Annotated in this window: 7 protein-coding genes; 6 read left to right on the top strand and 1 reads right to left on the bottom strand. The window is 66.9% G+C overall.

Annotated features, from left to right (window positions below; all coding sequences use genetic code 11):
- The first annotated feature begins 62 nt into the window (after nucleotides 1-62).
- From BO221_RS33980 to BO221_RS33970, 3 genes are all read left to right on the top strand, one after another.
- The gene (locus tag BO221_RS33980) at nucleotides 63-1,256 is read left to right on the top strand and encodes an LLM class flavin-dependent oxidoreductase (RefSeq protein ID WP_073565153.1); all 1,194 of its coding nucleotides are present in this window, start codon (nucleotides 63-65) and stop codon (nucleotides 1,254-1,256) included.
- A 126-nt stretch (nucleotides 1,257-1,382) separates the two neighbouring features.
- On the top strand, nucleotides 1,383-2,561 hold the full coding sequence (tgt, locus tag BO221_RS33975) for a tRNA guanosine(34) transglycosylase Tgt (protein ID WP_073565013.1): 1,179 nt from the start codon (nucleotides 1,383-1,385) through the stop codon (nucleotides 2,559-2,561).
- Between the two features lie 4 nt (nucleotides 2,562-2,565).
- Nucleotides 2,566-3,414 carry an MnmC family methyltransferase gene (locus BO221_RS33970; RefSeq protein ID WP_073565012.1) on the top strand — a complete coding sequence of 283 codons (849 nt, stop codon included), beginning with the start codon at nucleotides 2,566-2,568 and terminating at the stop codon, nucleotides 3,412-3,414.
- Nucleotides 3,415-3,433: 19 nt separating this feature from the next.
- Here BO221_RS33970 and BO221_RS33965 read toward each other — a convergent pair whose 3' ends face one another.
- The gene (locus BO221_RS33965; RefSeq protein ID WP_073565011.1) at nucleotides 3,434-4,063 is read right to left on the bottom strand and encodes a TIGR02265 family protein; all 630 of its coding nucleotides are present in this window, start codon (nucleotides 4,061-4,063) and stop codon (nucleotides 3,434-3,436) included.
- 1,398 nt (nucleotides 4,064-5,461) lie between these two features.
- Between BO221_RS33965 and BO221_RS33960 the strand changes: the two genes are divergently transcribed.
- From BO221_RS33960 to BO221_RS33950, 3 genes are all read left to right on the top strand, one after another.
- Entirely contained in the window at nucleotides 5,462-10,834 is a 5,373-nt protein-coding gene (locus BO221_RS33960) for a hypothetical protein (RefSeq protein WP_143195840.1), read from the top strand.
- 75 nt (nucleotides 10,835-10,909) lie between these two features.
- A complete protein-coding gene (locus tag BO221_RS33955) occupies nucleotides 10,910-16,909 on the top strand; it encodes an FG-GAP-like repeat-containing protein (RefSeq protein WP_083681778.1) in 6,000 nt (1,999 codons plus the stop codon).
- Nucleotides 16,910-16,932: 23 nt separating this feature from the next.
- Nucleotides 16,933-17,406 carry a hypothetical protein gene (locus BO221_RS33950; protein WP_143195839.1) on the top strand — a complete coding sequence of 158 codons (474 nt, stop codon included), beginning with the start codon at nucleotides 16,933-16,935 and terminating at the stop codon, nucleotides 17,404-17,406.
- Nucleotides 17,407-17,491 lie beyond the last annotated feature (85 nt).

Raw genomic sequence — 17,491 nt, 5'->3', positions numbered from 1 at the left:
TGCCGCTCGCGGTTCCACCGCCCGGAACCATGGAAGCGTTCATCACAGGAGAGGGGAACAACATGAGGCTTGATGTCTTCTCGGAAATGCAGCACCCGAAGGAGCGCTGGGGCGAGGCGGACCATGAGCACCGCCTGTTCCAGGAGACCCTGGAGCAGGCGAAGCTGGCCGACGAGATGGGGTACGGCGTGTGGTGGCAGGTCGAGCACCACGCGGCGGGGGAGTTCAGCTATAGCTCGGCGCCCGAGTGCATGCTGACGGCCATCGCCATGAGCACCAAGAGGCTGCACGTCGGGCACTCGTCCGTGCTGGCCCCCGCGCGCTTCAATCACCCCATCCGTGTCGCCGAGCGCGCGGCCTTCATCGATCACCTGAGCGGGGGCCGCTTCCAGCTCGGCCTGGCCCGGAGCACCATCCCCGAGTGGCGGACCTTCAACATCCACCCCGAATCCACCCGGGGGCAGATGCAGGAGGCCTTCGAGATGATCCCCCAGATGTGGACCCAGCAGTCGTTCTCCTGGGAGAGCCGCGATTTCCAGATCAAGAACGTCAACATCGTCCCGAAGCCCTACCGCAAGCCGCACCCGCCGCTCTGGCAGGCGTGCTCCAGTCCGGCCTCGTTCGAGCAGGCGGGGCGCAATGGCGTGGGGGCGCTCGGCGTGACGCTGTGGGCCTCTCTGGAGGAGGTGGCGGAGATGATCCACATCTACCGCGAGGCCATCCGCAAGCACTGCAAGCCGGTGGGCCAGTTCGTGAACGAGCAGGTGGCCTTCTTCACCTTCGTCCACTGCGCGGACAGCGAGCAGGAGGCGATGGAGAACGGCGCGGCCCGGGCGGCGGCCCGGTACACCAGCGGCTCCTTCACGTTCTTCGAGGCGAAGGACGCATTCATCAAGACGGCCACCGAGCTCGAGGCCATGGCGAAGGACCCGGCCGGCGGCGGGCTGACCGGCCAGTACCTGCGGAAGAAGGACCCGAACGCACCGCACTCCCGGGCGCAGCGCGTCATCGGCCGGATCATGCAGGGCGAGGACGTCCCGGACCAGGAGGTCTGGGAGGTGCTGGGCGAGCAGGAGTCGCTGATCGTCGGCACGAAGGACCAGGTGCGCACGCGGCTCAAGCGCTACGAGGCGCTGGGCATCGACGCCCTCATGTCCTTCCACCAGGTGGCCCCCCTGACGCACGAGAAGGTCATGAAGAGCCTCCGCCTCACGGGCGAGCTGATTCCTGAGTTCAGCGCCCCGAAGGCGCCCTAGGGGAGGGTCCAGCGCCCGCCTCCTGGCCCCGGGAGGGGGCGCCTACACGGTGGGAGGCCGGGCGGGAGGGCGGCCGAGCAGATAGCGGGCATGTCCCGCGCCCGTCGCGGGTATAAGGCGGCGCCAATGGCCGTCCGTTTCGAGCTCGTCACCACCGACCCCACCGGGGCCCGTGCCGGGGTGCTGCACACCCGCCGTGGCTCCATCCCCACGCCCGTCTTCATGCCGGTGGGCACCCACGCCTCCTTCCGCCACCTCGGCATGGAAGAGGTGAAGGCCACCGGTGCGAAGATCATCCTGTCCAACACGTACCACCTGATGCTCAAGCCGGGCATCGACGTGTTCAAGCGCTTCGGCGGCATCCACCCCTTCATGCAGTGGGATGGGGCGGTGCTCACCGACTCGGGCGGGTTCCAGATCTTCTCGCTGCCCGAGGACCGGCTCATCACCGAGAAGGGCGCGCACTTCCGCAGCTTCCACGACAACAGCCGCCAGCTCCTCAGCCCCGAGTCCAGCATCGCCATGCAGCAGGCGATCAACTCGGAGATCATGATGGTGCTGGACGTGTGCATCGACTCGCGCACGGACGAGGCCGGCACGCGTGAGGCCATGGAGCGCACCCACCGTTGGGCCGTGCGCAGCCTCGCGGCCAAGAACCAGGTGGACACGGGCCAGGCCCTCTTCGCCATCGTCCAGGGCGGCGTGCACCCGAACCTGCGCGACGAGAGCTCCGCCTTCCTCACCCAGCACCCCTTCGACGGTTTCGCCATCGGCGGCCTCGCGGTGGGGGAGACGAACGAGGAGCGCAAGACCATGACGGCTCGCGCCGCCGCGTCGCTGCCGCAGGACAAGCCCCGCTACCTCATGGGCGTGGGTACCCCCACGGACCTGCTCGAGGCCGTGCTGCGCGGCGTGGACATGTTCGACTGCATCATCCCCACGAAGATGGCGCAGCAGGGCTACGCCTATACCTTCCAGGGCCTCGTGCGGATCACGCGCCAGGTGTTCAAGCTGTCGGACGAGCCGTTGGACCCGACGTGCGACTGCTACGTGTGCAAGCGCTTCAGCCGCGGCTACCTGCAGCACCTCATGAGCGGCAAGCACCACATCGGCTCGCGCATGCTGTCCGTGCACAACGTGCACCACTACCAGCAGCTCACCTGGAAGATGCGCGACGCCATCCTCCGGGGCTCCTACGCGCAGGCCTACCGCGAGCTGAAGCAGGCGGTGGCCACGCCCAAGGATCTCAAGGAAGCGAAGCTCGAGGTGGGCCCGGGCGCCGTCACCCTGAAGGAAGTGGGCTGAGCGCGTGGATTCCCAGAACCCTCGGGATGGTGACTTCGAGCTGGTGACATTGCGCAACGGCTCGCGGGCGGTGCGGCACCTCGGGCACGGGGAGGTGATGCACCCCTCGGTGGGCCCGTGGCAGGAGGCGCTGCGCCTCTACGTGGATCAGCCCCGGCTGGCCGAGCGTCTGCGCACCCCGGGCGAGCCGCTGGTCATCCACGACGTGGGCCTGGGAGCGGCCACCAACGCGGTGGCGGCGCTCACCTGCGCGCGCGAGCTGGGCGCCGAGCGCCGGCGGGCCCTGGAGCTGGTGAGCTTCGAGGTGGACCTCGCGCCGCTGCGGCTGGCGCTGGCGGACGCGGCGGGCTTCCCCTTCCTGCAACCCTTCCGCGAGGCGGCCGAGGCCCTCATGCGCGACGGCGTCTGGGAGGCCGAGGGCCTGCGCTGGCGGCTGCACCTGGGGGATGCACAGGGGCTGATCGACGCGGGGCTGCCCAGGGCGGACCTGGTGTTCTTCGATCCGTTCTCCCCGGCGTCCAACCCGGAGATGTGGACGACGCGCGTGCTGTCCCAGGTGAGGGCGTGCTGCCGGGAGGAGGGGGAGGGGGCGCAGCTGCTGACGTACAGCGCGGCCACCCCCACGCGCGTCACGCTGCTGCTGGCGGGCTTCTACGTGGGAGCGGGCGTGTCCACGGGAACCAAGGGGGAGACGACGGTGGGGGCCACGCGCCGTGAGACCCTGGCTCTACCGTTGGGAGAGCGCTGGCTGGAGCGGTGGCGCCGCTCCTCGTCCCGCGCGCCCCATGGGGAGCCCCTCACGCCGGAGCTCGAGGCGAGGGTGCTCGCCCATCCGCAGTGGCGGGTGGGCTGAGCACCGGAGTCCTTCGACCCTACGCCGGAGGCCGGGTCGAGGCCTGAGCCGCCGCGGAGCCGCGCGCGGCGAGCTCGGGCGACACAGCGGCGTCGGACTGCTCGGACCAGCGCACGTGGTAGGTGGCGGACTGGCCGTCGAAGCCCTCGGGGACGACGGCGACGCGCTGACCACCGGCCAGCTCGGCCGCGCGGGCCAGGGCGCCGGCCACGAAGGTCGGCTGATCCGCGCCGATGTCCGTCAGCCAGAACTCCAGCTCGGACTGTCCCCGCTCCACGATTCGCACCTCACTGCAATTGGTGCTGGTCCGGAAGCACAGCCGGGCCTGGGTCAGCGCCCTCCGGGGACCGAGCAGCCGGGCCATGCCCAGCAGTGCCCGCCCGAAGAGGGTGGAGAAGTAGCCATCAATGAAGCGCTCACCGAGGGAGTAGTACGCCGCCTCGGCGGGCATACCCGCGTAGATGTGGCCCGCAGCGATGCGGAGGAACTGCTTCCACTGCTCAAGTGTGTAGGTGGGAGTTAGCTTCTGCTCCAGGTCGAGGCCCGCCTCACGCAGGCGCAGACGGCACGCGGGCGTGATTCGGTTCTCGAGTGCCTTGAGGAAAAGCGCCTCGACGGTCCCTGCATAGACGAGCTTGTCGCCGGTCATAGGCCTCCTGGTATATCCGGTCGGCCGCCGTCCTCGCTACATGCCTGTTCAGGCAGCGTGCACTTGTGCACGAGAAGTGAACAAAAACCGGGAGTTGGGCGTGAGACTGGAACACCCGGTGCGCTCCGGATTGACGGGGGGAGCAGGTGCGCTCATGTGGGCTCAGGAAGGAGGGGGGGCGAGGCATGACCTCGCGAGTTTTCCTCATGGCAGGTGCGGCCCTGGCGGGCCGGGCGTTCTGGCGGCGGGCAGGGGTTGCTGGCCCATGAGGCGCTGAGCGGAATCACGGATGGAGGGAGCCATGGGCAAGGCTCCGCTGGGCGTGGCTGTCGCTCGCGCCAACGTCCATGACAACAAGCTGATGCGTTCGACGCTTGGGTCCATTCCTGTGAAGCACCCCCAGCCCGGCGCAGGACATCCGCGGGGGTTGTGCCTGGATGAGGGGAAACGGCTACGACGCGGTGCGGGCCCTGGCCCAGGCGCATGGCTTTGCCCTGTCTCCGTGTCGCCGTGACCAGCAACCGAAGCGTCATGGACGCGGCGAGCGCGAGATGCGTGGTGCGGGTGGTGGAACGCCACCGGGAGGATGGGCGCGACCGTGCGCAGCGCCAGCTGCATGAACCCGCCGCGTCCGAAGTACTCGAGTGGGTAGCGCTGCACGATGCGCTTGCTCAGCCCTGTTCCGTCACACACGCGTCACGCCCTGGTCTGCGCTTCCTGCCGTAATCCGTCAGCGCACTGACGAGATTTGTCACCTGGCGGCTGCGGCGGTTTGGGCGGCTCAAGGAATCCAGAGGTTTGAAACCTTTCAGAGATGGCATGGGCCGTGCTTTGCGGGCCGTGCCCGTGCGCATTGGGGCAGGTTGGCCCGGTCGCCGCGTTTTCGTGTCGTCGAAGTGAATCCGTTCACAGCCTTCTATCGGGAAATACGGCAGATCCATGAGACCTGGAAGTTACTGATAACCGCTGCTCATGTAATCAAACGTTGTGGCTTGAATTGAGGGGACATGACACGAATTGGATTGATGCAGGGATTCGCCACGGGACCGTGGGCGGGTTGCTTGGAAAGACAGGCGGTGCCTGACGCGCGAGCAGGAATGTTCGAGCGGGATTGCCACGAGAGCATGAAATAGTCAGGCTTCTCGGCCATTGACACTCGCGGGGACGCCGACGTATGTCCCGCGCCCGAATTTGATTTCGGGAACAGAACGGCCAGAACGTCCTGCGCTGTTCGTATATGCCGTTGCATCGGGCGGAGCCGGCCCGTTTCAGCGGGGGGAAGCGGCAGTACACCGGCTGCACACGATTCAGTTGCCTTCATGAGGCCGCACCACGGTATCGGCGCGGCTGCATGTCTTTCTTTGATTCGGATCCATTCACTCCACGGGAATTTCACATATGTTTAGAAGATGTCATGGGCTGTGGGCACTGCTATGCCTGCTGATGGCGGCGGCGTGTGCTCCCTCCGAGGAATCCCAACCCGAGACGCCCAGATTCGCCCAGCTCGGACGCGCGATCGATGAGACGTGCACGCGTAACGCGGCTCTGCTGCTGTCGCTGCAGACGGCGCCACGGGTTTGCAACAACGATGAGGAATGCCCCTGGGGCTCCTACTGCAGTCTGAGCACGAAGGTGTGCGCCTGGGAGTGCCTGGAAGGGGGCACGGGTGCCACGGCGTGCGCGAGCGGCAAGGTGTGCGGTTGTGATGGGCGCTGTGGCACCACCGGGGCCCCGGTGAGCACTGCCACGCAACAGGCAGTGCTCGCGACCGAGCCCATGTTCCTGGCCTTCACCAGTCCCGCCACGGCCGGTGGCGTCTGGACCTCCAAGAGCCTGGACGTGTCGCTCACGGTGAACACGCCGGCGGAGACGACGGAAGCGGCCAAGGTGGCCCTGCGCGTGGTGGGAGGCCAGCAACTGGAGGTCTCCTGTGATGCCTCGGGGACCGGCACCTTCGGCGCGGAGTGCGTGCTGGGTGCTCCCTGGACCTTCAATGCGGTGGGAAGCCAGCAGCGCTCCACCCGGCGGGTGTGGGTACGCCCGGCCGCTGGCAGCACGCAGCAGGCGTGGGAGGTGCTGCTGGAGGGCGCGGGGGCGACGCCTCGCCGGCTGCGTGTCTCCTCGGCGCTCGCCGCCTCGTCCGGTACGAGCGGCTCCCCCATCCTCGAGTTCCAGGGTCATGTCTCGCTGGATGTTGGCGTGAGTACGTCCTCGTACACCGCAGGGAACGGCACGCGTGCCTCGGTGGTGCGCCTGCCCGTGCGCGCCTGGGCCGACAGCACCTCGCTGCTCCTCTATGACGAGTCCCGCACCCTGTCGCCGACGGGCACCTTGCGCCTGAGCAACTCCCCCACCGCCTATACGGAGTTCAGCTGGCTGCCCTCGAAGACGGCGGCGGCGAATGCGGAGACCACCGATGCGATGACCGCCTTCGTTACCAACTCCACCTTCACCGGGCTGCCATCCTCCGGGGGGGCGAGCCTCTCGGGCCGCTTCTCGGTGATCACGCCCGTGGGGGGCCTCAACAGCGGGATTCCCATGTATGGCCGGTACCTGCTCTCTGTCGTGAAGGGGGCAACGGTGGCCACCTGCGGTGCCACGCAGTCCTGCGCGTCCGGTTACGTCTGCGAGCCGGGGCCCCAGGTATGCGTGCCTGGCAACAAGGCCTGGACCCCGCTGAGCCAGGGGACCTACTCCTATTATGGAACCAATGCTCGCAACACCATCGTCCACGAGCAGCGCAAGGCCTGGGAGGAGTCGGGGTCGTTGATGCTGACACAGGGCCTCGGCACCTTCAACCGCACGAACCTGGAATTGGCGCAGGGGCTGTTGTGCAACAGCGGCAACGGCAGCGACCCCACCGTGCTGTTCGGCACGGCCGTGCTTCACAACTCGGGTGACCTGGCCTGTGCCAACGGTGCGCCTCCCTTCACGGCCAACCTCTTCACCCAGAAGGATCGGCAGGCCCTGTCCAGCACGCCCGTGCTCAACTCCGCCCAGATGCTGCAGGCGTGCCTGGCGGATGTGAAGAAGCTCCCGCTGGCGGGCATGCCCAACGAGGTGCGGCCCTGGTTCACCGAGCGCCTGAAGAACCCCGGGCAGTGCCTGAGTGCCGCGCGGCTCTTCGATACGCTGACCCTCATCGGCCGCAATCCGACGATGCGCGAGGATCGGCTCCCCTGGTACCTGTTGCAGCAGTGGGTGGGGACGCATGGCTTCCTGGCCCGGCAGTCGCTGCTGCAGGCCGAGGCCGTCGACTTCCTGGGCACCCAGCCTCAGTCCGTTTCCGTGCCGCAGATGGCCACGGTGCTGGATCAGCTCGAGTCGGGGTGGGATCTGTTGCTGGATGGCTCCCACGACTTCTTCTACTCCTACGCCAATCGCAGCAACATGTGTGGTCTGCGCAACCCTGACTACCGCCTGCCGGTGCGTCCGCTGGGGACCTGGTGGAACATGGGGGATGGCCTGGAGCCGACCCGTGACTCGTTGCTCTACTCGGGCGACATGACGATGTTCTGGTACGGGAACTGGACCCAGCAGAACGCCTGCAGTGAGTACGAGGCCGAGGTCATGTGCCCGCAGGCCCCGGACGAATCCTGTGGGGGCCGCTGCCGGACGGGCTTCTACAACATCTTGTCCTATGGCGAGGCCGACGACGGCGACTACGAAGCGAAGTTCTTCATCCACAAGTCGACGTACGACTACCTCGGTGGCCCTGGCGAGTACCTCGTTGCCGAGCACTACGACTACACCACGGGTCAGCGCTCCTACGCGCGGTGGTGGCTCGAGTTCATGGACGATCGTCCCTCGACCCTGCCGCTGGTGGTTCGCCGGAAGAACGGCCAGTACCACATGTACGACAGGCAGCTGAAGGGCAAGGTGTGCTCCCCGCCGGAGTCGTGCTACCCGCTCCAGCCCTCGCATGACTCCACCAATTGGGGCGAGACCATTCCGTATGACGGCGAGACGTTCCGTCTGGATGATCCGTCCACTGAGCCCTCGCATGGACTCGCGATCTGGGATCATGCCTTGTCCGAGGCCGAGCTCGAGCAGATGACCACCCGCTCGTTGGGCGAGTTCCTCGAGAGCTCCGCGGATCTGCAGCCGCCCACGAGCAACCTTCCGCACCACGAGCAGGGCATGGGTCTGCCAACGGCGATGCTGGAGTCGTTGACGGCGCATCTGGAGCTGCTCAACGCGGAGCTGGCCCGGGTTGGACGCACCACGTACAAGACCTGCAAGACGTACAACGCGGAGCGTGCCCAGGCAATCGAGCGCTTCGGCCGCACCATGCGCTACTCCATGGCTCTGGAGCAGCGGGCGAGCTATGCCGCGTCCCGGCAGCAGGGCTGTGCGAGGAATCAGGGACTGCCCTGGGAGGCCCGCTTCAAGCGTGCTCGCACCGAGCTGGACGCGGTCCGCACGCGGACCCTCGAGCAGTTCCGTCTGCTCGAGGAGTGCGAGCCCATGGGGATTCCGGATGACGAGGCGCCGCTCTACTTCGCCTCCGCGAACGGCGCCTCCGAGCGCTTCTTCGCGAGCTCCGACTACATCTTCTCGCACGCGGAGCAGGCCGTGGCGACGGCGTCCAGCACCCTGGATTCGGCCCGCACGGCCTGGGATCAGGCCCGCACCAGTGCCATCCAGGAGCAGCTCTCCAGTGAGGATGCCGACCGGCGCATGGAGCAGCTCAAGGCGCAGTACGGCCGCCCGTTGGTGGAGATGTGTGGTCTGGAGATCGACGCCAAGGACGCGCTGGCTGCGTTCGATCCCTCCAACAGCGCCGCCCTGAAGCCCGAGAGCTGCTACATCGCCAAGGCGCAGGATCCCTCCTCCTGCTCCATCAACCCGAGCGAGCTGTACGCGGCCGTCACCCGAGAGGATGCGCGCTATACCCTGTGCGTGTGGAACGGCATCAAGGCCCACTCCGCGGCGAGCCTGGGCTCGCCCTTCTCCGAGGTCGCAGCCAACTGGGCCACCGCGGAGATCTCCGGAGGAAACGTCACGGCGGGAGGGAAGTCCTTCGAGGTGCGCTACCTCTACCAGAGCCCCATCTCGACGACCCGGGATGTGCCCGGAGCGAAGCTGGCCGAGGTGCAGCAGAGCTGCAGCCAGGCGCTCGGTGGCATCTACAGCCTGCCGGCGCCCACGGATGTCGGGCGCAAGATGAGCGCGGCGTGCTACCGCGGGGAGATGGGGACGGCGGCGCTGTCCATCGTCGCGGCCCACCAGAGCCTGCTGGTGGCTCGCTCGGCCTGGGGTGATGCCCAGGAGCGCTACGAGGTCGCCAACCGGCAATGCGTGGATTTGGAGACGCGCAATGAAGATGCGAAGAGGAATCTGCTCCAGACGCATGAAAACCACATGAAGGAGCTGCGCGACAAGAAGGCGGCCCTGGATCAGGCGGTCAACGCCGTCGGAGGAGTCGAGCGCGTCCTGCAGACAGCCCAGACGGGAGCCATGATCGGCGCGTCGGCGGGTGGCCCCTACGGTGCAATCGCTGGCGCCGCCGTCGGTGCGCTCGTGGGGCTCTTCAATGTCGGAGCCGGGGCCGGTTCCATCGAGCTGCAGCGGCAGATCGAGGAGGCGGAGAGGGCGTTCCAGATCGCCCTGGTGGAGCTGGAAATGGATGAGTCGGTGACGAAGTGCTTCGAGGCGTCGCGGGTTCACATGATTGGCATCAAGACGGCGGCGCTGCAGGCCGACCGTGCGATGACGGACGTGGACCTGGCGCTGCTCAACCTGCAGAACATGGAGAGCCGGATCAGGCAGTTGCTGGCCGAGGGCAACGTGGCGGTGGAGCGGGAGGCCGCGCGCACGGTGCCGTCCATCGCTCACCATTACTGGCTGGACGAGCGCATCGCGAAGGCGAAGTCGTCCTTCGATTGGGCACGGAGGCTGGCGTACGTGCTGGCGCTGTCGCTGGAGCACGAGAGGCAGCAGAGCCTGACGGCGCGCGAGGACATCGCGGTGGCCTCGAACGTGTCGCAGCTGAACACGGCCTTCGACAAGCTGCGCCCGGCGCAGTTCGTGCGAAAGGTAAACGGCAAGGTGCCCGGTGAGGCGAGCGTCACGCTGAGCATGGCGGCCGATGTGCTGAAGCTGAGTAATTTGTCGAGCACGGTGGACGGAGAGCGCTCGTTGTCGAAGGGGGAGCGCTTCGCGCGGAGACTGCTGTCCGCGGAGAACGCGGTGTTCGACAAGAATGGACGCTACGTGGGGCAGGGCTTGCGCTTCAGCATGCCGCAGCCGGTGGGGCTGGCCTACCGGTGCGCGGAGCGGCTGTGGTCGGTGCGGGCCAACGTGGTGGCTGGCGGGCTCGAGAACTGGACGCTGTCCAATGGCGCGCAGCTTCTGCTCTACAAGCGCAACACCTTCCAGAGTCACTGGTGTGACGGACTGGGGGATGGTTCTGCATACCAGTCGCGCGTCTACCGTCCGTCGCTCGATGTGACGGGGGAGAAGGTGGTGCACCTGGAGGGAGAGACCAGCAGCTACTCGACGGCGAGCCTGCTCTCCACCATCAACGTGCCCAGGGATACCTGGCAGACGTACGAGTGCTCCACTCAATACGGGTGCACGTCTGAGCTGGCCGGACGTGGCTTCTACGGTGAGTATCTGCTCGTGTTCCCCTACCAGGGGCTCATCGCCGCGGGTTTCGATCTGGGCACGGTGGAAGACGTGCTGATGCGCATGGAAGTGGTGTCCGTGGATAACTCACCGCCGGTCCAGCTCTCTCCTGCTCGTGAGCAGGTGGGGACGGCGCTGTAACAGAACGGGACGTACGCAACTCTTGAGAGGGACCGCTGGTGCGGTCCCTCTCTTTTTTCAGAGAGGGTTTTCATCGTGAAGAAAGTGATTGCAGCACTGCTGCTGGGAGTACTGGCGCGACCCGCGTGGGGAGCGACGGAGCCGGTGGCCGGGGCGGTAACGTCGCAGACACTGAGGCTGCCGGACGGGCCGGGGTCGGTGAGGGGACTGGGAGACGAGGCGACCATCGAGGGCTTCACCGGACAGGTGGCGTATGGGGTGCCATTCGAGCTGCCCCGGGGAGTGGGAGGGTTCGCGCCGGGGCTGGGGCTGTCGTACTCGGGAGAGTTGGGAAACGGGACGGTGGGAGTGGGGTGGGCGCTGCCCGGGGTAGCCATCCGGCGCTCGTTGAGGCTGGGGGTGCCAGCGTACGGAGCGGCGGATGAGTTGGAGTTGGTGGGAGTGGCGGGAGGGGGGAGGCTGGTAGGGCTGACGGACGGGACGTGGAGGCTGGAGAGCAGGGGGCAGGCCGTCAAGGTGGAGCGCAGCGGGGACGGCTTTGTCGTGACGGAGAATGGAGGGGTGCGCTACCGGCTGGGCACCACGGCGGGGGCGAGGCTGGAGGAGTCGGGGAAGACGGCGGCGTGGTACGTGGAGGAAATAACGCACCCGACGGGCCAGAGGGTGGCGCTGGGCTACCAGGTGGAGACGGGGCAGGTGTACCTGACGAGCATGGCGTGGGGCCCGTCGGACGCCATGACGGTGGAGCTCGTCTACGAGGCGAGGCCGGACAAGGTGGTGAGCTACCGCACGGGCTTCCGTGTGGAGACGGGCAAGAGACTCAAGGAGGTGAGGGTCAATGCCTTCGCACAGCTGCTGCGCACGTATGTGCTGAGCTATGACAACACCTTCGCGCTCAGCCGGCTGCAGCGGGTGAAGATGACGGGCAAGGGCGGAGTGGGAGCACTGCCGGAGCTGAGCTTCACGTATGCACAGCCGGACCTGGCGCGGGTGGTAAAGCAGACGGGCGTGGACGGCTGGATTCTCAATACGCGCGGGGTGAGCCTGGCGGACGTGGACGGGGACGGAATGGCGGACCTGCTGCGAGTCGAGGCGGCGGGCCACTTCTACCGGAAGGGGAATGGAAGCAGCTTCAGCGCGCCCATCGCCATGAGTGGGCCGAGCAATACGGACCTCACGGCGGTGAGGCTCATGGACGTGAATGGGGATGCCAGGCCGGACCTGGTGCGCTACCTGAGCGAGGCGTGGAAGCCCTACAACATCGAGGGCAACAGCTTCGTGGACATGGGGGCGTGGCCGGGGAGCGACACGGTGTCGCTGACGGACGCGACGAATTTCTTCGCGGATTTGAACGGTGACGGGCGAGTGGACGTGGTGAAGGTGGTGACGTCAGGGCTGAGGGTGAAGCTGAGCGGAGCGGGGGGGCTGGGGCCATGGGTGACGAAGCCAGGGATTGGGGGGAGCAGCACGCTGGTGCCGGGCCCCAACGTGCGCTTCCACGACGTGAATGGGGATGGGGTGGCGGACGTGGTGCAGCTGACGGACTCGCTGATGCGGGTGTACCTGGGCAAGGGGGATGGGAGCTTCGTGCTGCAGGGCAGCTACAACCACCCGTGGGGGACGGGCAGCTTCCCGCTGGCGGACGTGAGGTTGTGCGACCTCAACCGGGACGGGTTGATGGACGTGGTGAGGCTGTCTGCGGGGTACGTGTACTGGTACGCGGGCAAGGCGCAGGGAGGAGTGCAGACGGAAGGGCGGCTCATTCCGAGGCCGGGCAGCGCCAGCTACGACGCGGTGGTGGCCATTGGGGATGTGAACGGGAACGGAAGTGAGGACGTGGTGTGGTCCTCACAGGAGGGGTTGTGGGCGCTGGACATGGCGGGCCCGACGTCGGCGGGAATGCTGACGGGGATGGACAACGGGATGGGGAAGACGGTGGCCTTCGAGTACTCGGCGGCGGCGGTGCTGTCGGCGCAGGCGGAGGTGGGGGGTAACCCGTGGACGAAGAAGCTGCCGGCGTCCATACCAGTGCCGGTGAAGCTGGAGGTGCAGCCTGGGGCGGGAGCGTCGGCGAGGGTGACGGAGTACTCGGTACGAGACGGCTTCTGGGACGGGGTGGAGAGGAGATTCGGAGGATTCCTCATCAGCACGAAGCGCACGCTGGGGGCGAGCGCGGCGGAGACGCTGGTGGAGGAGGTGCGCTACCACGCTGGATTGGGAGCGGACAGTGCGCTGAGGGGACTGCCGCTGGAAGTGAGCCAGAAGAGCGGGACGGGCACGGTGTATACGGTGTCCAACTACAGCTACGAGGCCAGGCCGGTGGCGGGACTGCCGGACGTGGCGCTGCTGAGGGTGGCGGCGAAGCTGGAGGCTCGCACGAAGCACTACGAGGGCGTGGCCACGCCGCTGGCGACGCTGACGACGTACACGTACGACACGCACGTGCGGCCCATTGAGGAGAAGCACTTCGGGCGGCTGGACGTGACGGGAGACGAGAAGACGCTGCAGCGCAGCTATGCGAGTGATGCGAGCACCTGGGTACACGACAAGGTGTGCGAGGAGAAGGTGCTGGAGGCGGACGGCACGCTGGTGTCGCACGGGCGAGTCTTCTACGGGGATAGCACCACGGTGCTGACGTGGACGGTGCCCGGGGACTGCCAGGTGGGCCGGGGATTGGTGAGGGAGAATCACGCCTGGCTGGCGGATGCTGTCAATCCCCGCTGGGTGTTGATGTCGGCCACCGAGTACGACGCCTGGGACAACCCGACGCGCTTGTATGAGAAGGGAAGCTGGCGCACGCTCGTCTACGATAGCTACCACCTGTATCCCATTACCGAGAGCATGACCCCAGCGACGGGACAGACTCTTACGTGGGGAATGGAGTGGGATTACGTGCTGGGCAGGCCCTGGCGGATGACGGATGCCAGCGGCGACGTCACCGAGATGGGGTACGACACGCTGGGACGGCTGTCCACGGTGGCACTGGGCGGTGCAGAGCCCCATGTGCGCTATGTCTATGATTGGACGGCCCCGCGGCCTCGTACCTTCACGTATTCCTTCGACGGTGCGCCCGAGGCGCTGGCGGGAAGCTGGACGGGCACCTGGTCCGCGACGGGAGGCTGGAGGGAGTTGGTGGCGGTGTCCAACGGCGCCGGAGAGGCGCTGTATTCGGCCACCAGGCTGCTGAGCAACCGGTGGATAGTGTCCGGGTGGCAGGAGCACAACGCACGCGGACAAGTGGCCTACCACGCGGATGCCTTCTACTGGGACGATGCCGTGCTGCCCACCACGAGGCCAGCCCAGGCGAACGTTGGCCAGACGCTGGCGCACGACGCGCTGGGGCGGCTCATCACCCAGACGCTGCCCACCGGTGTGTCCCGCACGCTGCAATACAAGGCCTTCGAGCTGTCGAGGAACACGCAGGAGATGGCGCCCGTCATCTCGCGGATGGATGGACTGGGACGCATCATGCGCACCCAGCGCACCGTGGAGGGTGTCGTGGAGTCGGTGGACGCGGTGTATGACGCGGCGGACCGGATCCACCTGCTGAAGTTGCAGGACGGAGCGGTGACGCACCGCTACGACTACGACTCGCTGGGCCGCCTGGTGTCCGCGCAGGACCCGGACATTGGCCCACGCGCCATGCGCTACACCGACAGCGGCTGGCTGACGCACCACACCAACGGGGCCAACCAGACACGGCAGTTCTTCTATGACGACGTGGGCCGGCTTACCCAGACGCTGGGGGAGGATGGGGCCACCTTCGTCTACCACTACGACACGCCCCAGGACGGCAACACCAGCAGCCATACCCGGAGCCGGCTGGCGTGGGTGCAGGAGCCGCGCGGAGAGGTGCACTTCACCTACGACGCCATGGGGAGGGTGGTGCGCGAGAGGCGAGCCGTCGACGGGACGTGGGCGGAGGAGGTGACGGGCTTCAGCCCCTCGGGCCTGCCGCTGTACACGGAGATGGACGGGGTGAGAATCCCGACGGCCTATGACGCGGCCGCACGAGCCATCCAGGTGGGCAACTACTGGCAGGCGCTGCAACTGGACGCCGCCGGCCGGGTGCTGGAGGAGCAGTACGGCAACGGACTCCACCAGGAATACGAGTGGGACGAGACGGGCCTGGCCCGTCGTCTTCAGGTGCTGCGTGGAAGCGCGGCACTGTACGACGTGACGCTCACGCGCAACGCGTATGGCGCCCTCAAGACGGTGAAGGATGAGGACGGGGTGGGCCTGGAGCACTCGGCGGTGTTCGAGTACGACGGGGCGGCGAGGCTCACGGACGTCATTCTGGGAGCGCAGAAGCAGGCGGACGGGACGCTGGTGGCCGGAGCGCAGTCGCATGTCTTCGGGTATGGCTATGACGGGCTGCAGAACCTGACGTCACGTACGGCCACGAGCCCCAAGGCACTGGGGCTGTTGCAGGGCTCCTACCACTACGGTGAGCGCGGCTATGGGCCGCGGCAGCTCTCGCGCGTGTCCTCCTCCAGCGGCGACACGCTGGTGGACCATGACAGTGCCGGCCGCCAGGTGCGTCTGGGCAACCGGACCATGGTGTACAACGGGTTGGATCAACTGGTGCAGGTGAAGCAGCCCGGAGAGGGGGGAGTGGGAGAGGAGACGGTCTCGCATGCGTACGGGTACGACGGGCTGAGGACGGTGACGGGCAGCACGAGCGGAGCGACGCAGTACTGGTACTTCCCGGAGTTGACGCAGAAGGGAGCGGAGCGGGAGAGGTACGTGAAGCTGGGGGACAGGACGCTGGCGAAGGTGACGCAGCAGCCCTCGAGCGGAACGCTGAGCGGAGCAACACGGACGGGGAGCGGAGAGGCGCTGCGGGGCGCACTGACACAGGGACTCACGGGCATGCTGTGGGGAGGACTGGTGCTCAGTGTCCTGGCGGCCGTGGCGCTGCGTGCTCCGGCCCGGGCGAGGTGGCAGCGGTTGGTGGCGGGGACGCTGGCGGTGGCGCTGGTGGGAGTGTCGTGCGACGCGGGCCTGTCCGCTTCATCCTTCGCGAAGCGGGGACAGGCGCTCTGGAGCGTGGGAGAGACGGTGTACTTCCACCAGGGAATCGCCGCGGGTCCCGTCATGCTCACGCGCCAGGACGGCTCGGTGCTGGAGGAGAGGCGTTACGAGCCATTCGGTGCGCCAATCGATGCCTTCCGGGAGCTGCCCTCGGGTAGCACGGTGGGGGACATCGATCACCAGGCCGAGCCGCTCAACGTGCTCAACAAGCAGACGGACGCGCACACCGGATGGAGCTACCACGGAGCGCGCTGGATGGCGCCCGAGACGACGCTGTGGCTCACCCCGGATCCTCCCGTCAAGGCTCCGAGCGGGAAGTTCCTCGAGGCCCCATGGGACCTGCACCCCTACCAGTTCGTCCGCCAGAATCCCGTCCTCTACTGGGACCCGGACGGGCAGGACGTGTACCTCATCCTGTGGGCGCCCGACGAGAAGGCGGGGCAGTGGGGTCATGCCACCATTGGTGTCACCCTGCCCGAATCCGGCGACGTGGGCCTTGGCGCCAGTCGCGTGGCGACTGGTGATAGGGACGTCCGGCTTTTCGGCCTGTTCCCCGATGCGAGTGGTCTCGACCGGCAAAGACTCGCGAACGGCAGTTCCGTGAGATCGATCGGAGAGCCCAAGAAGACCATCAAGGTGAATGACGTCGTGACCTACAAGTCGCGAGAGGAGAGACCGCCAGATGCGGTGATCCAACTCTCTACGACGGCAGAGCAGGACGCCAAGGTACTGGCCGAGTTGACCAAGCGAGCGGGTAGTGAATATTCGATGTCCAATAATTGCACGAACCTGTGTGCAGACGGCCTGAAACCCCTTGGCTTCGATTCGAAGTACGGACGCGAGCTCAAGAATTTCGTTGGCAATCGTAGTCTCAATCTGTCGACCCCGGGAGGGCTCTTCAAGGCGCTGACCGAGACGTCACCGGGCACGGATGGTTCCCCTCTCAAGGGAGGGCTCGATCCCGATGTCAAGGTCAAGGTCGTGAAAGAGCCTGGAAATAAGTTCGACACCCCCATGCCCTTCGAAGTCAAAGTCAAATGAAACAGCGTGGAATTCTCCTCCTCATGGGACTTCTCGGCGTGCTCGCCGGTGCCACGATCGCCGTCCTGAGCGGACAGCCTTCGCAACGGTGCCGCGAGCGCGTGTTGAGGTGGGCTGACACCTGTCTGGGCGAGGCCCACCTCGCCCAGATGGAGGGGTTCTCCGTCGAAGCCATCGGGGCGAGGTCCCACCAGACTCCTGAAGCGGTGCTTCAGAAGATCTCGGGTGAGTGCATCTTCGCCCGCATGGGACAGGACACGGCGCCACGCCCCCACTTCTCCTCGAGCGTGCAGCAGTGCGGGGAGCGGTGGGTGGCGTGTGTGTGGGAGACAGGACGGGAGGAGAGTGCGCTCGGCTTCCTCTGTGACTCGGACGCTGTCGTGGGCGTCTGGCACCTGGAGGAGACAGGCGCGGAACCTCCTGGATCCGCGAAGGCAACGACTTCGTTCTCACGCATGGCCTGTGAGCGATGCGATTGGCCGGGGACGGAGCGCTGAGCTGGCTTCGGAATGGAGGGCCGGGGGCCCTCTGTTCCTTCTGGTCGGTTCCAGGCAGGGCCGTGCATTTTTCCCGGCGGCCCGC

Origin of the sequence: Archangium sp. Cb G35 (genome assembly GCF_001896145.1) — a bacterium.
Taxonomy (GTDB): Bacteria; Myxococcota; Myxococcia; order Myxococcales; family Myxococcaceae; genus Archangium; species Archangium violaceum.
This window is presented reverse-complemented; position numbering and strand designations above follow the sequence as displayed.